We start from the raw sequence: 18,250 nt of genomic DNA on the forward strand, positions 1-18,250 counted from the left end.
TAGGCTCAAAGTTGTAAAGGTTTTAGAAACTTAATAAGCTTCTGATTTTAGATACATAAATAAAAAGGATGAGTAGTTTTAACTCATCCTTTTTTTATGATTTAAGATTTCCAAGACCTATGAAGCTTTGCAACTTTGAGCCTTAGCATCTAAAATAGAAATCTATTTTTTATCAACTATCGGTCTTTTGGCTCCATTTGCCAGTTCCCAGGCAACGACGAAGGCTAATTTTGTTCTTTTCGTTAAAGCATCGTATTCGATTTTTTCTGCTATGTCGTCCTTACCGTGGTAATCTTCGTGAACACCATTAAAGAAGAAAACCGCTGGAATACCATGTTTTGCAAAGTTGTAATGGTCAGAACGCTCATAAAAGTGATTCGGATCTTTAGGATCGTTGAATTTAAAATCTAAATCTATTTTTATGTATTTTTCATTTTGTGACACTACAGCATTATGTAAATCAGATGATAATCTGTTCGCTCCAATAACATATACATAATTGTTTGTTTTGGCGTGTTCAACATCACGACGACCAATCATATCAATATTAATGTCGGCAATTGTGTTGGCAATTGGAAACAAAGGATGTTCAGAATAATAGCGAGAACCGTGCAGGCCATGTTCTTCGCCCGTTACGTGCAGGAATAAAACAGAACGTTTTGGTCCATGTCCTTCTTTTTTAGCCTTTGCGAAAGCTTTCGCCATTTCTAATAAAGCTACTGTTCCGGAGCCATCGTCATCAGCACCGTTGTAAATTTCACCATTTTGAATGCCCACATGATCATAATGGGCAGAGATTACCAAAACTTCATCCGGTTTTTCTGAACCTTCAATATAGGCCCAGATGTTTTCTGAATCCTGTAAGTTTTCATTGCGTCTTGCGTTTAAGTAAGATGCCGGAATATGCTGATAGTAATCTGTAGCGCCTTTTGGAAACGGAGTTCCATTTTTTTTATATTGTTCAATCATGTAAAGTCCCGCTTTTTTTTGCCCTTTAGAACCGGTTTCGCGACCTTCCATTTCATCTGAAGCAATTACATAAAGCATTTCTTTTAAGTTTTTCTCAGAGATTTTTTCAATGTATTTAGAAGGATCCGAATTGTTTTTTGAGGCAATATTCTGGGTGTTTTTACACGAAAATGCAGAAACAACTAATAATAGGATTGTGATTTTTTTCATTTAGATTTTATAAGAGAATTATTTTTTTAATACCTCATTCAAAAAAAGCTGTAAATGTTCAAAAGAACGTTTTGCAGCTATGGCATTATAGGCAGCGCCTTTTGAGTTGTCGTTTCCGGCTTCAGGATTTGTGAATGAATGTACCGAATTTGCATAATAAATCATTTGCCAGTCGGCTTTAGTATCATGCATTTCCTGCTGAAAAGCAGTTATTTCTTCCTTTGAAACAAAGGGATCATCAGCACCATGACAAGCCAAGACTTTAGTTGTGATAGTTTCAGAAGGCCTTGCAGTATCTTTGCCTAAACCTCCATGAAAAGAAACAACGCCTTTTACATTCAAATGTCCACGGGCAGCTTCTAAAACTCCTGTTCCTCCAAAACAATAACCAATAGCCACAATATTATCGGTACTTGCACCCGATTTTATTAATTGATCTAAAGCTAACTGAATACGTTTTTGATACGCTTCATGATTTTTTTTGTAGTATCCTGCCTGTTTTCCTGCTTCAGAAGTATTTGTTGGATAATTTCCTTCTCCGTAAATATCAGCTATAAAAACAGTGTAGCCCAGTTTTGATAGGTTTTCGGCAATATCTTTAGAAGCTTTGTCGATCCCTAACCAGGCAGGTAAAAGTAAAATGCCCGGATTTTGACTACTTTTTTTAGCAGATTTAATAGATAAACCATTCAAAACCTGATTCTCATCGGCATACTTTACGGATTTCAACTGTGCAAAAATAGTAGTGGTACTCAATAGTATTCCAAGAATTGATAAATATATTATTTTCATAAATGTTAAGTTTAAAACAAATATCCGAAAATAAATGAAAATTTTATCAGATTTAAAGAACAATATTACGCTTAAAAGCGCAACCCAGTTCTATAATAGAATCAGTTTTGGCAATGCCTGAAATCCGGTCTATTTTTTCGTAAAGAACGTTTCGCATGTGTTCGTGGTTTTTGGCTATAATTTTTACGTAAAGTGTAAAGGAGCCTGTAACATAATAACACTCCGTAATTTCCGGAATGGCTTTTAAGGCTTCAATAATTCTTTCTGAATCTGAATCTTTATTGAGCGTAATTCCGGTAAAGGAAGCCCAGTCGTAGCCCATTTTTTTTTCGTTTACCAAAGGTTTAATTCCGGATATAATTCCCTGTTCTGTTAGGCGATTGACACGTTGATGTACCATCGTATTTGAGATTTTCAAATTTGCTGCGATTGTAGAAAAAGCCATTCTTCCGTCTTTTTCCAGTTCTTTGATAATTTTGATGTCAAATTCGTCTAATGAATCCATTTTTATATTCTTTGAAATTAATATTGACTTTTATTTCGGCTTTATTTTTTAATATTGACTTTTAATGACTAAATTAAAGTCAAAAGTATTGATTTTTATTGTAAAATAAAATAATATAATTAATTTTGTAAAAGATAAAAAACTGAAAATCATGGAACAGACAAAACAAATTCTTTCGTCTAAATCAGAATCTTTAATAGAGAAAGAAAATAAATACGGAGCTCATAATTATCACCCGCTGCCTGTAGTTTTAGACAGAGGAGAAGGTGTCTATGTCTGGGATGTGGACGGAAAAAAATATTATGATTTCCTTTCGGCTTATTCTGCGGTAAACCAAGGACACTGTCATCCTAAGATTGTGGGTGCAATGGTAGATCAGGCGCAAAAGCTGACTTTGACTTCCCGTGCTTTTTACAATGATAAATTAGGAAATTACGAAGAATACATAACCAATTATTTTGGTTTTGATAAGGTTCTGCCAATGAACACGGGTGCCGAAGCGGTAGAGACAGCTTTGAAACTTTGTAGAAAATGGGCTTATGAAGTAAAAGGAATTCATGAAAATCTGGCACAGATTATTGTTTGCGAGAATAATTTTCACGGAAGAACCACAACCATCATTTCGTTTTCGAATGATGAAAGCGCCCGTAAGAGTTTCGGTCCTTTTACAGAAGGCTTTATAAAAATTGAATATGACAATCTGGAGGCTTTGGAAAAAGTACTGGAATCATCAAAAAATATAGCCGGTTTTCTGGTGGAACCAATTCAGGGAGAAGCCGGAGTTTATGTTCCGTCTGAAGGTTATTTAGCGAAAGCAAAAGCACTTTGCGAAAAACATAATGTATTGTTTATTGCAGATGAAGTACAGACCGGAATTGCGCGTACAGGGAAACTTTTAGCGGTTCATCACGAAGACGTACAGCCTGATATTTTGATTTTAGGAAAAGCAATTTCCGGTGGTGTTTATCCGGTTTCAGCGGTTTTGGCGAATAACGAAATCATGAATGTAATTAAACCGGGACAACATGGTTCTACTTTCGGAGGAAACCCGGTTGCGGCTGCTGTTGCGATTGCAACCCTTGAAGTGGTAAAAGATGAAAAACTGGCTAAAAATGCAGAACGTCTGGGAATCATTTTAAGAAAAGGATTAAATGAAATTGCTGAACGTAACAATTTGATTACACTGGTTCGTGGTAAAGGTTTATTGAATGCCATCGTAATTAATTGTGATGAAGAATCAGATCTGGCGTGGGAAATTTGTCTGAAATTCAGGGATAACGGATTATTGGCAAAACCAACTCACGGAAACAAAATTCGTCTGGCTCCGCCTTTAGTCATTACAGAAGATCAAATTAAGGAGTGCCTTGCCATCATTGATAAATCATTGAATGATTTCAAAAATTAAAATTTACTTTCTGTCATAATAGGCTAAAAACGGCTGCGATTACTTGTTTTTCGCAGCTGTTTTGTTTTATGTAAATTGAAATTATATAATGTAATTTTAATAATTATATAAATTTCTAAGCTGAGAAGCAGAGTAGTTTTGGAGGACTTTAAAAACAAGACCTAAAATTTTGTTTAACCTTATAAATTATTTCAAAATGGCTTACGCAAATAATGATTTAACACGCTTTTTAGATGCACAGAACAAACTTTATCTTACTGCTTACTCCGAATTAAAAAAAGGGAAGAAAGAAACGCATTGGATGTGGTTTATTTTCCCGCAGCTAAAAGGTTTAGGAAAAAGCACGCTAGCGAAATATTATGCTCTTGCTGATCTTAAAGAAGCAGAAGATTTTCTAAATCATCCTATCTTAGCGAAACATTTAATTGAAATTTGCAAGGTTCTTTTAGAATATAAAACAAAATCAATTGAGGCTATTCTTGGAGAATTAGATGCGAGAAAGCTACGTTCTTCAATGACTCTTTTTTCTCAGGTAGAAAATGCCGATCCTGTATTTCAGGAAATATTGGATGTTTTTTTCTTAGGATATTCAGATCCACTTACCTTGTCGAGAACAGCAGTATCATTAGAAATTGCTTTGGCATCTTAGAATTTACTTTCTTACTTAGTTATATAAAATCAAAAAGCGATTGTCCGAAAACAATCGCTTTGGCTATAATTGCTTAAAATATCAAAAAAAACAATTATGAGTTTGAGTCATGAACTCTGTTTTATTAAAATCTAACTTTTTTAAGTTCCCACAAAGTCTCAATAAATTTATCGACATCCTGAGTCGTGTTATAAAAAGCCAGTGAAGGACGAACCGTAGTTTCAACTCCCAAACGGCGTAAGATAGGCTGAGCACAATGATGACCGGTTCTTACAGCGATTCCTTCTTTGTTTAAAGCCTGGCCTACTTCATCATTTGAATAGCCTTGTAAATTAAAAGAAAGTACACTCGCTTTATTAGCAGCAGTTCCTATTAATCGAACACCCGGAATTTCTTTCAGAAGTTTCGTGGCGTACTCTAACAAATAATGTTCGTACTGTCCAATGGCGTTGATACCGATTTTTGTAACATAATCAATAGCAGCTCCAAGACCAATAGCATCAGCAATATTACCGGTTCCGGCTTCGAAACGATTTGGTGCTTTGTGGTATTTAATCTCCTCAAAAGTCACATCCTGAATCATGTTTCCACCCGATTGGTATGGCTGCATATCGTTTAGCAAATCTTCTTTTCCGTATAAAACACCAATCCCTGTTGGACCAAATATTTTGTGACCGGAAAAAACCAGCCAGTCAGCATTTAAGTCCTGAACATCAACCTTCATGTGTGAAACAGATTGCGCTCCGTCCAGTAAAACTTTGGCTCCAACAGCCTGTGCCATTTCGACCATTTTCTTGGCAGGTGTTACAGTTCCGAGTGCGTTTGAAACCTGTGTAAAAGCAACAATTTTAGTTTTTGAATTCAGTAATTTAGCATATTCGTCTAACAGAATTTGTCCGTCATCATCAACCGGAATCACTCGTAATTTCAAGCCTTTTTTATCAGCTAATCGTTTCCATGGAACAATGTTGGCATGGTGTTCTAAATTACTTACGACTATTTCATCTCCGGCTGAAAGATTGTTATCGCCCCAGCTTTGTGCGACAAGATTGATTCCTTCGGTAGCACCGCGAACAAATACGATTTCGTTTATAGAACCAGCGTTTAGAAACGTTTTTACCTTTTCTCTTGCTGCTTCGTACGCATCTGAAGCCCTTGCAGCCAATTCGTGTGCTGCACGGTGTATATTCGAATTTTCATGCTCATAAAAATAAGCAATACGATCAATTACCGATTTTGGCTTTTGTGTCGTTGCAGCATTATCAAACCAAATCAATGGTTTTCCGTTTACTTTTTCACTTAGAATCGGAAAGTCCTTTTTGATCAGATTAGCATCAAAAGGAGTACTTTTTAACTGATGAATTCCATGAAAAGAACTTCCTTTACCTGCTGTTGGAAACGAGTTCTTTTTGTCAAACGCAAAAGGATTATTTTCAAGGAAATAATACGAATTCTGCGCTTCTGCCGGGTTTAATGTCAAAGCAGGCTGGATTCCGAATGCCGTGTTGACACTTGCCAATGCTTCTCTCAATTCACTTTCAAAAGAGGAACTCTGCGTTTGAAAAGGCAGATAATTGTCATTCAAAGCAAAAGATGAAAAAGGATTATTGTCATTGCTGCTTCCTTTTAAATTAACATCACTAAAACCTGTATTTGGGTTATTAATGTTGAAATTTTTGTCGTTAGGGAAAACAGTATCCAGATCCGTAACAGGGTATAAACCGGCAACACCTGTGTTTGCATAATTTCCAACAGAAGGCGATACTCCAAGACCACTCACAGGTGAATGAGAAGGGTAGGCGGTTGTTGGATTCTGTAAACTGGTATTTGGCGTAAACTCGGCCAGATTCCCTGTACTCAATAGCGTCTCTACAACTTTAGTAGCTTTTGGATGATCGTTATGGTCCGGACTCAGTGAAATTTCTTTTGGAAATTCATTGGGCAGGGCTTTAAACAATTCATTGGCTATGTGCTGTAAATCTGCTACGTCATACAAACCGTTGTTGTTAGTATTTGTACTCATGATACTTTCCTATTTCTACATCTTCTAAAACTGCTATAGCGTCATCAACCAAAATCGCTAATGAGCAATAAAGCGATACTAAATAAGAAGCAATTGCTTTTTCGTTTATTCCCATAAAACGAACGGATAATCCAGGTGACTGTTCGCCTTGTAATCCAGGCTGAATCAATCCGATCACGCCCTGACGGCTTTCACCTGTACGCAATAAAATGATTTTTGATTTACCGTTTTGAATAGGAAGTTTATCAGAAGGAATAAGCGGAATACCTCTCCAGGTTAAAAACTGAGATCCAAATAAAGAAGTAGTAGGAGGCGGAACACCACGACGTGTGCACTCACGTCCAAAAGCTGCAATAGCTAACGGGTGTAATAAAAAGAAACCAGGCTCTTTCCACACTTTTGTCAATAGTTCGTCTAAATCATCAGGAGTTGGCGCACCTGTTCTGGTTTTTATAATTTGAGAAGGAGCTACGTTGCTTAATAAGCCATAATCTTTGTTATTGATTAATTCACTTTCCTGACGTTCTTTAATCGTTTCAATTGCCAGACGTAACTGCTCTGTAATCTGGTTGTATGGTTTGCTGTACAAATCAGAAACACGTGTGTGAACATCTACAATGGTCTGAACAGCAGCCAGATTATACTCTCTTGGATTATCGATGTAATCCACAAAAGTGTTTGGTAAGATTCTTTCGTCTCTTGCCGAGCAATCCACTTCTATATGACTTCCGTCTTTTACTTTATTTAGACGATAAACCCCTGATTCTACAGGTGTCCAGTGTAAAAGGTGTGTTAGCCAGCGTGGTGAAATAGTTCCGATTTGAGGAACTGAACGTGTAGCAATTGCGAGTTGTCTTGCTGCTACATCGCCTAATGCGGTCTGTTGTTTTTTTAATTCTGCCATAATTTAATTTTTAAAGGTTAATTGATTGGTTTATTTGCTATTATGTTTTATGAGTAAATTTATGTTAAAAATAATCTATGAATATTTTAATTTTAATTATTTGAATGTTAGCATGTTAGGTTTTTAAAAGCATTAATACAGTTCATCAATAGAGATGTATCTTTCGCCAGTGTCATAATTGAAAGTCAGAATCACAGCATTTTCAGGAATATCTTTCAGTTTCTGAGATACGGCCGAGAGCACAGCTCCTGTTGAAATTCCTGAAAAAATTCCTTCTTCACGGGTTATTTTTTTCGCATAATTAAAAGCAGCATCTTTTTCAACCGTAATAATTTCGTCAATATATTTTCCATTAAAAACACCCGGAATAAATCCGGCGCCAATGCCCTGAAGCGGGTGGGGAGAAGGCTGGCCTCCACTTAGAACAGGCGATAAGGCAGGTTCGACAGCAAAGGTTTTTAAATTTGGAAAATGCTGTTTTAAAATTTTGGAAACTCCGGTAATGTGCCCGCCAGTTCCAACACCTGTTATCAGATAGTCAATTCCATCTGGAAAATCTTTAATGATTTCCTGAGCAGTTGTTTTTTCATGAATTGCAACATTCGCCGGATTTTCAAATTGTAAAGGAATAAATGAATTTGGGATTTCTGCAGCAAGTTCATGCGCCTTTTCAACAGCTCCCGAAGTTCCTTTTTCCCGTGGTGTCAAAACAAATTCTGCACCATAGGCGTTCATTATTTTTCTTCTTTCCAGACTCATGGATTCCGGCATGACCAAAATCACTTTGTATCCTTTTACGGCAGCCACAAGTGCCAGTCCAATTCCTGTATTTCCTGAAGTAGGTTCAATAATAACCGAATCAGGATTTAAAAGCCCCTTTTTTTCTGCATCTTCAATCATGGCCAGTGCGATTCGGTCTTTGATGCTCGAACCCGGGTTTGTTTTTTCCAGTTTAATCCAAACCTGATGGTTTTTGAAAAGTTTATTTAGCCTTACGTGTGGCGTATTGCCTATGGTTTCTAATATATTTTGATATTTCATGATTTTGGTTTTGGTTGTTTTTTACCATATAAGTGATATAAGTTCATTTTAGTTTTAGTCTGTTGTGCAATCGTGAAACAAAAACTTTTTTAGGCATTACTTTTAAATGAACTTATATGGTTTAAAAATTTTTAAATCGAATAAAAAATAGGTTCCGGAAACGGATTATTATCCTTGATTTTCATTTCGTTTTTATGGTACACTACCGAATTTGAAGGAACCGTATAGGTAAGCCAGACATTTCCTCCAATGATTGAATCCCTTCCTACGGTTGTCTGTCCACCAAGAATAGTACTGTTGGCGTAAATAATCACATTGTCTTCAATCGTTGGGTGTCTTTTGATAAAGGCTTCTTCCTTTTTTACACTTAGTGCTCCAAGCGTTACTCCCTGATAGATTTGTACATTATTACCAATAACGGCTGTTTCGCCAATTACGATTCCGGTTCCGTGGTCGATGGCAAAATCATCTCCAATCTGCGCTCCGGGATGAATTTCGATACTGGTTTTAATATGAGCATATTCAGAAATGGTTCGCGCCAGAAGTTTCAAATTCTGTTCCCAAAGCTGATGTGAAAAGCGATAAATCGCAATGGCGAAAAAACCGGGGTAAGAGTATAAAACTTCTTCTAATGTCTTAGCTGCAGGATCTTTTGAGAAAATAGTTCTGGCGTCGTCTATTACTTTTCTATGTAAAGTCGGCAACGCTTCAAAAAATGTTTTGGTTTGCAGATTACTTTGGTCACTTTCGGGAGAGAAATCCAATACTAATTCATTGAACTGAATCTCTAATTCGGTGAATTTACCTTCAATGATAGTCACGTTTCCTAATGATTTTGAAGTTGTTGAAAATAAGACACAAAACAACTCATCAATAAAATGATGAATTAATTTTTTTGGAGGCAGAATCAATAAGTTCTGATGTTGATTTGCTATTTCCTGATAAAAAGAGTTCATAATTAGATCGTTTTAGAGTTAACAGCTTTTTGCATGTAGCAACTGACCAGCTTAGTTTTGTTATATTATTTTAGTGTTATGACATAATGATTTTTATCTGAATACAAAATCTTGCATCAAGACCATCAAACAGGTAATCTTAAATGAAATTTTTATTTTATGTTTTTGATTTTTTAATCAATTTAAAATAAAAGGGCAGAGAGTTTTAACAACAGAAGCACATATAACAAAAAGTGTTATAAATATACTTTTTAGGGAGATTAAAATTTGCTGTGTTTGTCGTTGTTTTCAAAGTGTAGTTTTTTTGATATTTTATAACTCTACTAATTCTATAGACAAAGTTAAATTTAATATTGTAAAAACCAAATGTTTTTTTAATTTTCTTCAATCAACGATAAGGAGAGACGAATTAAAGCATTCGTTTTTTAACTGTAATGTGTTTGTTTACAGGTTTTTGGTGTTTATTTTTTTTAAATTAAAAAGACAGGAAATAAATGTAAATGATTCACACTTATCCTGTCTTTAAAAAGTATTGCCTCAAAAAGAAGAATCTTCCAGGCGTTGTAAGTTATTTTTTAGCAGCCGCTCCCGGAATCAGTTCATTTTTTTGTTTGAATTTACTGTATTCCACAACACCTGTTTTGTCTGCCCAGTCAAAATATTTGGCAGAAAGCTCATTTACGATTCCCGGGTTTTGTTGTGCTACATCCTTAGTTTCGCCTCTGTCATTTTCAAGGTTATAAAGTTCCCATTGGTAAGAAGGTGATATCGAAACCAATTTCCATTTGCCATCTCTTACGGCTCTGTTTCCGGCTCTTTCCCAGAATATCGGAGCACCTCTGTTCACTTCTGAAGCACCGTCAATTAAAACCGGCAGTAAACTTTTTCCAGGTAGCGGATTTGAGGTTACACCATTTAATTCTTTTGGATACTGAATTCCTGCTAAATCATAAAAAGTAGGAGCAAGGTCAATAAGATGTCCTGTCCCTTTATCAATTCTGCCGGCTTTTATTTTGGATGGATACCAGGCAATGAAAGGAGAACTGAAACCACCTTCGTGCATATTGTTTTTATAATCCTGCAATGGCGTATTAGACAAATAGGCCCAGTTTTGTTCCTGATAGTCAAAAGAGCCTGAAGTTCCAATTGGTCCGTCATTTTTCACTAACCCTCTTCTCAACGGATTGTAGGTGTTGAAACCGCCTTGTGCGCCATTATCTGAGATGAAAACAATAAGTGTGTTTTTGTCTTTTTTCAGGGCTTTTAATTTGTCCAGAACCTTTCCGACATTCTGATCCATATTGTCTACCATTGCGGCATAAACTTCCATTTTGGCTTTCCAGAATTGTTTTTCGTCATAGGTCAGTTTATTCCATTCCGGTACTTCAGGATCTCTTGGAGCAATGGTTTGGTCTGCTAATAAAATGCCGTTTTCTTTCAGTTTTTTGATTCTCTTTTCTCTTAAAACATCCCAGCCTTCGTCAAATTTCCCACGGTATTTGGCAATGTCAACAGGTTTTGCCTGTAATGGCCAGTGAGGTGCTGTAAAAGCAATGTACAAGAAAAAAGGTTTGTTCTCTTTGTTTTGTTCGTCCAGAAATTGAACAGCATTGTTACCAATTTCATCTGTAAAATAATACGAATCAGCTTTTGGGTGGAGTTCTTCATTATTACGGATTAAGGCTACCGGATAAGGGCTTTTTCCAAAAGGAAGACCATCTGTATTAAAATAATTGGCAGCCCCTTTTAAGATTCCGTAAAATTTATCGAAACCTCTTTGGTTTGGCCATTGTGCTTTATCTTCTGAACCTACGTGCCATTTTCCGGACATTAAAGTACTGTAACCACCTGAACGGAAAACTTCTCCTAATGTTAAAGATTCTTTGTTCAGATACCCCTGATATGCCGGCAATCCTAAGTTTACGTCAAAATATCCAACACCCGCCTTATGCTGATACTGTCCCGTTAAAAGTGAAGCCCTTGTTGGCGCACAGATGGAGTTGTTGTAAAACTCACGTAAACGTGTTCCTTCAGTAGCTAAACGGTCCAGATTAGGTGTTTTAATTTCCGATCCATAATTTCCTAAATCGGAATAACCCATGTCATCCACCATAATCAGGATCACGTTTGGTTTTGACGAATTGGTTTGCGCACTCAGTTGATAAGATCCTAATGCCCCGATCAGCAGGGCTGAAAGTAAAGTTGTAATTCTTTTTTGATTCATCTTATTGTAATTTTATATTAATTGTTTTGTTTGTGTAGTCTTTTTGCGATCAATTCACTTTATCTCTCCACGCCGGAACCTGTTTCAAATTTTTATTCAGATCCAGTTCTCTTTGTGGAATCGGGAAGTGAACATGTTTAGGCTGTGCGTTGGTTTTTCCTGCCGCTTTTAGTCTGGCAACAAAATAATCCGGACCTCTTCTCGAAAGATCAAACCAGCGTTGGTATTCATAAACAAGTTCTTTTCTTCTTTCTTCAAAAACAGCTTCTCTGAAATCGTCTTTGTTGATTGAAGGAGAAGTTACCGACAGCAAATCAATTCCGGCTCTTTGTCTCACACGGTCTATTCCTGCAAAGGCTTCTGTAGTTGGACCGTTTAGTTCATTTAAAGCCTCAGAATTAATTAATAATATTTCTGCAAATCGAATAATTGGTGTGTTTTTCGAAGACTGTCCAGGAGATGCAGGAGTTGTGGGATCAAAATATTTATTGAAATGTGGTGCTACTTTATACGTTTTTCGATCTGTTGGACTCACAAATTCAATTGCAAACGTGATGTATTTACGTTTATCATTTTCGGCGAAAGCCTGAAATAAACCACCGGCAGTATGCAGAGCATCGGCCTGATCTCCTGCAATTCCGGGAACCGAAGTAGGAGCGGCAGTTGAAGCAAGCATATTTCCGTTCCAGTTGGTAAGCCCTTTAAACTGTGCCGAAAAAATATGCTCTTTGCCGTTTTTGGTGGCTACATTAAATACATCGGCAAAATTTTCAAATAGATCATAGACTTTACTATCGATAACTTCTTTGCTTTTATCGGCCGCTTTTTGCCACTTTTTCTGGGTCAGATATACTTTAGACAATAAACTTTTGGCAGCACCTGAAGTGATTCTTCCTTTAATTGGCTGTACAACCGGTAAAGCTTCAGCATCAATCAAATCGGCTTCAATCTGTGCATAGACATCCGCTTCCGGAGTATTGGGAGGATTTATTGCTTCCGGAGTAAGTGAAGTAGTTTCGTGTAAAACCAACGGAACATCTCCAAACCATCTCACAATATTGAAGTACAATACAGCTCTTAGAAATTTTGCTTCATTAATCAGGTCGATATCTTTTTGAGAATTCAGATTCGGATTTTTAGCGATTTTGTCAATGGCGACATTTGCCCTGTTGATTCCGTCATAACTCTGGCGCCAAATCTCTAACATACGGTCGTTTGAAGCATCATGTGTCAAGTTTGATAAAGCTCTAACATGCGCATTTCTGGCTCTTGGACCTGCTTCATAATCATCAGTTGCCATTTCGGTGGAGATTTGAATCAGTCGATTGTAAAGCGTATGAGTGGTGCTGTTAATTGCGTTATAAATTGATAGTACGGCGGCATCAGCATCTTCTGTTGTATTGTAAAAATTACTTGTACCTATAAAGGCTTTTGGATTTTCATCCAAAGGATTACAAGAACTAAGGCTGAAAATAAGTAATAGACTATATAGTGTTATATTTTTCATGATGTATCGTTTTAAAATGTTACAATTAAACCTCCCGAAATTGTTTTGGATGCAGGGTAAATTCCTGTATCTGTTCCCGGAGAAATTGTGGTTCCGTTCGTTACTTCAGGATCAAATCCTGTGTATTTGGTGAAAGTGAAAAGGTTTTCTCCGACAACTCTGAATTTAACAGAAGTCAGAAGCAGTTTTTCTGCCGCCTTTTTAGGCAAATTATAACTGAGTGTGATGTTTTTGATTCTCACAAAAGAGCCGTCTTCAACAAATCGGTTAGAAAAAACGGGAGCCGGATCCAGTTTGGCACGAGGCGTTGTCGTACTTGGATTTGTTGGCGTCCAGGCATCCAAAGCACTTGTAGAAGCATTTTGCTGACCATTATATAATTCTAAAGCCTGCGCATTTCCGTTTAGAATTTTGTTTCCAACTGATCCATTGATCAGTGTCGATAATTCAAAACCTCTATAGGTAAAATTGTTCGTGAAACCAAATATAAAATCAGGCTGTGCATCTCCAATACTGGTTCTGTCTGCAGCGGTTGTAAAGGCGCCGTCGCCATTTATATCTTTGTACAAACGATCACCTGCTTTAGGAGTTGCATTTCCTGTAAAAACTCCTTTTGTGCCAACATCCGCTGTCTGCAATATCCCATCGGTTACAGCTCCGTAAAAAGTTCCTAATGATTCTCCTTTTCTCAGGATATAATTTCCGAAAGTGTAGAATTCAGCATCATTTCCTAAAGCTATAATTTTATTGCTGTTGAATGAAATATTAAAATTCGAAGTCCATGAAAACGCTGTATTTCCAAGAGCTGTATTGATTCCTAACTCAATACCCTGATTTTGTACGGTACCAAAGTTTTGCAGAGAAGATGTAAATCCGGTGGTGTACGGAATCTGAACAGCCAATAGTAAATCTTTCGTTGTTTTGCGGTAAACATCAACAGTCAGGTTTAATTTATCATCAAAAAAACCAACGTCAACACCTGCATCAAATTGATTGGTCAGTTCCCATCCTAAATCGTCATTTGAGATTCTCGTTGGTGTAAAACCGGTAAAGATTTGATCTCCGAATAGGTATTTTACGCTGCTTAATGTTGAAAGCGACTGGTATTCCCCAATTTCCTGATTTCCGGTTGCTCCGTAACTGCTTCTGATTTTTAAGCTGTTAATAACATCTTTTACGGGAGAAAAGAAATCCTCGTTGCTAATTTGCCATGCTGCTGCAAAAGAAGGGAAGTAACCCCATTTATTGTTTTTTCCAAATCTAGAGGAACCATCGGCTCTTAAACTTGCCGTTAGGAAATATTTTGAATTATAGTTGTAGTTAACCCTTGATAAATACGAATTTAAAGCCCAGGTACTTTCTCCGGAAGTAGGCATTAACGCTACATTTCCACTTTGCAGACTGTAATAATAGGTCACATCGTTTACAAATTGCTGTGATCCTGCCGTCACAAATTCCCTTACCGAATTTTGCTGTGTATAACCTGCCAGAACATTCAGACTGTGTTTTTCTGCAAAAACTTTAGAGTAGGTCAATGTGTTTTCGTTTAGCCAGGTTTTAGAATCTGCTGTACCGATTTTTCCTTCTCCATTGGTAATCAAACCTTCATAAATAGAGGAAGGAAGGTAACTTTTCTCTTTGTTGAAAATAAGGTCCGTTCCAAAAGATACTTTGAAAACCAAATTCTTCAAAATGTCATATTCTCCGTAAATAGTTCCCAGGATACGATCTGTAATTGCCTCATTCTTGCGTTCGTTTAAGGTTGCAATTGGGTTTGCAAAGATATTTTCAAACGGATTACGCAAAGTGTAGCTTCCATCCGGCTCATAAATAGTGGCAGTAGGAGGCATGCTTAGTAAAGAAGTGATCAAACCTGCCGGAGCAACTTTTGATTTTGTTTCTGCAATAGTAAGATTCAAACCAAATCTTGCTTTACTGCTTATTTTTGAAGTCAAATTGACTCTTCCGCTCAGCCTTTCAAAACCGGTATTTTTTATAATTCCTTCCTGATTGTAATAATTTCCGGAAACAGCATATTTGGTTTGGTTGTTACCGCCGGAAATGCTTAACTGGTGGTTTTGTACAAGTCCTTTTTGAAATGCTTCTTCCTGCCAGTCAACTCCTTTTCCTAATGCGGCAATTTGCGCCTCACTTAAATATTGGTTTTGTCCTAAAGCTGGATTTGTATCATAAAGAGCAGCATTTCTAAGTCGGGCGAAACCCTTTGCATCCAGAACATCCACTTTATTGCGTACTTCCTGCTGGCCAAGTGTAAAATCATAATTTACTGTCATAGCATTTGAAGAACCTTTTTTAGTGGTAATGATTACAACTCCGTTAGCGCCTCTTGATCCGTAAATAGCTGTAGAAGAAGCATCTTTTAAAACCGTAATCGACTCAATATCTGCAGGGTTTATGGAAGATAACGGGTTGGTTGGCGTACCACTCAGTACTCCAGCTGTAAAATCTGAATTGTAAAGAGGGAAACCGTCCACTACATAAAGAGGCTCATTTCCTCCCTGGATTGAACTTCCTCCGCGAATTCTGATACTTAAACTGGCACCCGGCTGACCCGAAGTCTGGGTTACATTTACACCCGCTACAGATCCCTGAAGCGAACTTTCGAGTGTTCTTTGGGTTGCTTTTAATGCTGTAGAAGAAACGGTTTCGGCAGCACCTGTATAATCTTTTTTGGTCGTACTTCCGTAACCGATGACAACAAGCTCATCAAGTTCTTTACGGTCTTCTTTTAAGGATATCTGAACAAAATCAGTATTTGCAGTGTGTTCTGCAGTAACATAACCAATATAGCTTACAATCAGTATGTATGGAAATTTTTGACCGGTCTGGAAATAGAACTTTCCGTCTAAATCGGTTACTGCTGAGTGTGTGGTTCCTTTAATCTGAATGTTAACTCCCGGAATTGGCTGATTGGTAACCTGATCGATAACAGTTCCGTTGAGTGTAGAGTTAATAGTGGCTTGGGTATTTTGGGCATTAATTCCGGCTGAAATCAATAAAATGCTAATCCATAAAAGGATGTTAATATTTTTTTTCATTACGTAGTTTTGGTAATTATAAAAGGAATCCTGAAAGTTTGTTTTTAAACTCTCTGTTAATCCTTTGATTTAGCGATAAATTTTCTTTAATCCTGGTATTTCCGTTGCCGCAGAAATATTTTGTTCTTAGCAGTTGCTGTACATTTTTTTCATGTTATTTTAGTTTAAAATTTATTTTTGAATATATTTCAACATGCTTTTTTGCTTGTAAAATTGAAGCAAACAGCGTGGTATTTACAATAAAAACTTTTGATGGTAATGATTCCATGTTAAATCCAATTAGAAATAACAATTGGTTAGATGTGAAATCGTGAAGATTTAGCAACATTTGCACATACAACAGGAAGTATTATAAGTGCATTTTTTAAGAAGAATATAATGGTTTGGGCTAACTGTTGTTTTCAAAATATAATTGTTTTTTCGATAAAATTCATAACTCTAGTAATCCTATAGACAAAGTTAAATTTAATATAATGATATCCAAAAGTTTTTTTATTTTTTTTTTTTGAAATAGTGGAGAAGAAGCGAATGATAGAAATGTAAATATGATTTTAAATCATTGATTTTAAATAGATTGTTTTGTTTTTTTGAAATAAAAAAGAGCGTACAATACCGATTTAAGTATTAGACGCTCTTCTTTCTGTAGTTTTTAAACTATTAATAAATCATTGAAAAGGAAATTTTTATAGTTCTTAATTATTTTCCAAACAATAAAAAAGCAATAATTAGCGTGATGATCACATTAAAAAACTGAGCAATTAAAAAAGCATACAAAGGCTTTTTACTATTGTTACTGAATAAATCCTTAAAGTTAGTTTCTAAACCGATACTTGTAAAAGCAAGGGCAAACCAAATTCCCTGAATATTTTTCAGACTGTCTTTTACAGTATCTCTTGTTTCAGAAGTAAGCAGGAAAGAGAATACGACTGAAGCCAAAACAAAACCAATTACAAACTTTGGAAAACGTTCCCAAATAACGCCTAAGGTTGGTTTTGAAGCAACAGCCTCAGCAGATTTATTATGAGTGTATGTCCAATATACGGAGATGGCAAAAGCAGCTAATCCCAATAAAACATTTTGGGAGAATTTGACAATCGTACTGATCTTCAGTGCCGTTTCTCCAACCAGTGTTCCCGATGCTACAACAGCTCCTGATGTATCGATACTTCCTCCCAGCCATGCTCCGGTAACCTCTTCAGGGAAATTAAAATATTGAGCAATAATCGGCATGAAAATCATCATCGGGATGGCCGTTACCAATACCATCGAAATTACATACGAGAGTTTTTTAGAGTCTCCTTTAATAGCTCCCGAAGTTGCAATAGCTGCTGAAACACCGCAGATAGAAACGGCACTTGAAATCATCATGGTCAATTCATCATCTACTTTTAATTTTTTACATAACCAGAAAGCAAAATACCAAACGGATAATACCACAATTAAAGCCTGAATTAATCCTAAAGAACCTGCTTTCAGAATATCCGAAAAAATGACGCTGGTTCCCAATAAAACCAATCCGATTTTTACAAAAACTTCTGTAGAAAGTGCAGAACGAAACCATTCCGGCAGTTTGAAAAAATTGCCGATTGTAAGACCAATAACCAAACTAAAAATTACGGCTTCTAAATTGAGTCCTTTTATAAAAGTATTTCCTGCTACAATCAAAGCTAAAACAGTTAACAGATAGACGATTGGGAAAACTAATAAAAAGTTTTTTACGGATTTACCAATTAAAAAAGCAGCAATACTTCCGATAGCAGTCAGGTAAATAAACTGAACCAACAGAACTTGCAGATTTCCGACAGCAAATACATCTGCCAGTAAGTCGGAACCATTGGACCATTTGAATACCGGGACTTCAGGAAGAAATACAAACAGCGAAATTCCGATGATTAAGAAACCTAAAAGTACGACTGTCCAGTCTTCATGAAGGCTAAGTTGTTTTGTTTTAATTAACATTGGTTTTAATGAATTGAATTGTTTTTTAAGATTTGGTTGAGTTGAGG

Annotated in this window: 13 protein-coding genes; 2 read left to right on the forward strand and 11 right to left on the reverse strand. The window is 36.5% G+C overall.

What is annotated here, in order from left to right:
• Positions 1 to 162: 162 nt before the first annotated feature.
• The 3 genes from JE46_RS13145 to JE46_RS13155 are packed head-to-tail and all read right to left on the reverse strand — an operon-like array spanning position 163 to position 2,476.
• Positions 163 to 1,179, reverse strand: coding sequence for a M28 family peptidase (locus tag JE46_RS13145; RefSeq protein ID WP_031455754.1), 1,017 nt, complete (start codon positions 1,177 to 1,179; stop codon positions 163 to 165).
• A gap of 18 nt (positions 1,180 to 1,197) precedes the next feature.
• Positions 1,198 to 1,971, reverse strand: coding sequence for a dienelactone hydrolase family protein (locus JE46_RS13150; RefSeq protein WP_031455755.1), 774 nt, complete (start codon positions 1,969 to 1,971; stop codon positions 1,198 to 1,200).
• A 52-nt stretch (positions 1,972 to 2,023) separates the two neighbouring features.
• Positions 2,024 to 2,476 (reverse strand): Lrp/AsnC family transcriptional regulator, encoded by a 453-nt coding sequence (locus tag JE46_RS13155; RefSeq protein ID WP_031455756.1) that lies wholly within the window; start codon positions 2,474 to 2,476, stop codon positions 2,024 to 2,026.
• Positions 2,477 to 2,627: 151 nt separating this feature from the next.
• Here JE46_RS13155 and rocD point away from each other — a divergent pair, with 151 nt between their 5' ends.
• Both rocD and JE46_RS13165 read left to right on the forward strand, forming a co-directional pair.
• Positions 2,628 to 3,881 (forward strand): ornithine--oxo-acid transaminase, encoded by a 1,254-nt coding sequence (gene rocD / locus JE46_RS13160; RefSeq protein WP_031455757.1) that lies wholly within the window; start codon positions 2,628 to 2,630, stop codon positions 3,879 to 3,881.
• A gap of 196 nt (positions 3,882 to 4,077) precedes the next feature.
• Positions 4,078 to 4,530, forward strand: a complete 453-nt coding sequence (locus JE46_RS13165) for a DUF1810 domain-containing protein (protein ID WP_031455758.1) — start codon at positions 4,078 to 4,080, stop codon at positions 4,528 to 4,530.
• A 124-nt stretch (positions 4,531 to 4,654) separates the two neighbouring features.
• Here the strand turns inward: JE46_RS13165 and JE46_RS13170 are convergent, their stop codons facing one another.
• The 8 genes from JE46_RS13170 to JE46_RS13205 all read right to left on the reverse strand — a co-directional run bounded on the left by JE46_RS13170 (position 4,655) and on the right by JE46_RS13205 (position 18,203).
• The gene (locus JE46_RS13170; RefSeq protein ID WP_031455759.1) at positions 4,655 to 6,553 is read right to left on the reverse strand and encodes a family 2A encapsulin nanocompartment cargo protein cysteine desulfurase; all 1,899 of its coding nucleotides are present in this window, start codon (positions 6,551 to 6,553) and stop codon (positions 4,655 to 4,657) included.
• Positions 6,537 to 7,457, reverse strand: a complete 921-nt coding sequence (locus tag JE46_RS13175) for a family 2A encapsulin nanocompartment shell protein (protein ID WP_031455760.1) — start codon at positions 7,455 to 7,457, stop codon at positions 6,537 to 6,539. The genes JE46_RS13170 and JE46_RS13175 overlap by 17 nt, the downstream gene beginning before the upstream one ends.
• A gap of 132 nt (positions 7,458 to 7,589) precedes the next feature.
• Complete coding sequence (gene cysK / locus JE46_RS13180; protein ID WP_031455761.1) at positions 7,590 to 8,498, reverse strand: cysteine synthase A; 909 nt, start codon at positions 8,496 to 8,498, stop codon at positions 7,590 to 7,592.
• A gap of 131 nt (positions 8,499 to 8,629) precedes the next feature.
• Entirely contained in the window at positions 8,630 to 9,454 is an 825-nt protein-coding gene (gene epsC, locus JE46_RS13185; protein WP_031455762.1) for a serine O-acetyltransferase EpsC, read from the reverse strand.
• Between the two features lie 568 nt (positions 9,455 to 10,022).
• Complete coding sequence (locus tag JE46_RS13190) at positions 10,023 to 11,678, reverse strand: arylsulfatase (RefSeq protein WP_031455763.1); 1,656 nt, start codon at positions 11,676 to 11,678, stop codon at positions 10,023 to 10,025.
• 49 nt (positions 11,679 to 11,727) lie between these two features.
• Positions 11,728 to 13,185 (reverse strand): RagB/SusD family nutrient uptake outer membrane protein, encoded by a 1,458-nt coding sequence (locus tag JE46_RS13195; protein WP_031455764.1) that lies wholly within the window; start codon positions 13,183 to 13,185, stop codon positions 11,728 to 11,730.
• 11 nt (positions 13,186 to 13,196) lie between these two features.
• A complete protein-coding gene (locus JE46_RS13200; RefSeq protein ID WP_031455765.1) occupies positions 13,197 to 16,244 on the reverse strand; it encodes a SusC/RagA family TonB-linked outer membrane protein in 3,048 nt (1,015 codons plus the stop codon).
• A 696-nt stretch (positions 16,245 to 16,940) separates the two neighbouring features.
• Complete coding sequence (locus JE46_RS13205) at positions 16,941 to 18,203, reverse strand: YeiH family protein (RefSeq protein ID WP_031455766.1); 1,263 nt, start codon at positions 18,201 to 18,203, stop codon at positions 16,941 to 16,943.
• Positions 18,204 to 18,250: the final 47 nt, after the last annotated feature.

The organism is Flavobacterium chungangense LMG 26729 (assembly GCF_000735715.2).
Lineage (GTDB): Bacteria > Bacteroidota > Bacteroidia > Flavobacteriales > Flavobacteriaceae > Flavobacterium > Flavobacterium chungangense.

Coding starts and splice junctions, on each gene's coding strand:
- JE46_RS13145 (WP_031455754.1), bottom strand. CDS start 1,179: ATGAAAAAAATCACAATCCTATTATTAGTTGTTTCTGCATTTTCGTGT.
- JE46_RS13150 (WP_031455755.1), bottom strand. CDS start 1,971: ATGAAAATAATATATTTATCAATTCTTGGAATACTATTGAGTACCACT.
- JE46_RS13155 (WP_031455756.1), bottom strand. CDS start 2,476: ATGGATTCATTAGACGAATTTGACATCAAAATTATCAAAGAACTGGAA.
- rocD (WP_031455757.1), top strand. CDS start 2,628: ATGGAACAGACAAAACAAATTCTTTCGTCTAAATCAGAATCTTTAATA.
- JE46_RS13165 (WP_031455758.1), top strand. CDS start 4,078: ATGGCTTACGCAAATAATGATTTAACACGCTTTTTAGATGCACAGAAC.
- JE46_RS13170 (WP_031455759.1), bottom strand. CDS start 6,553: ATGAGTACAAATACTAACAACAACGGTTTGTATGACGTAGCAGATTTA.
- JE46_RS13175 (WP_031455760.1), bottom strand. CDS start 7,457: ATGGCAGAATTAAAAAAACAACAGACCGCATTAGGCGATGTAGCAGCA.
- cysK (WP_031455761.1), bottom strand. CDS start 8,498: ATGAAATATCAAAATATATTAGAAACCATAGGCAATACGCCACACGTA.
- epsC (WP_031455762.1), bottom strand. CDS start 9,454: ATGAACTCTTTTTATCAGGAAATAGCAAATCAACATCAGAACTTATTG.
- JE46_RS13190 (WP_031455763.1), bottom strand. CDS start 11,678: ATGAATCAAAAAAGAATTACAACTTTACTTTCAGCCCTGCTGATCGGG.
- JE46_RS13195 (WP_031455764.1), bottom strand. CDS start 13,185: ATGAAAAATATAACACTATATAGTCTATTACTTATTTTCAGCCTTAGT.
- JE46_RS13200 (WP_031455765.1), bottom strand. CDS start 16,244: ATGAAAAAAAATATTAACATCCTTTTATGGATTAGCATTTTATTGATT.
- JE46_RS13205 (WP_031455766.1), bottom strand. CDS start 18,203: ATGTTAATTAAAACAAAACAACTTAGCCTTCATGAAGACTGGACAGTC.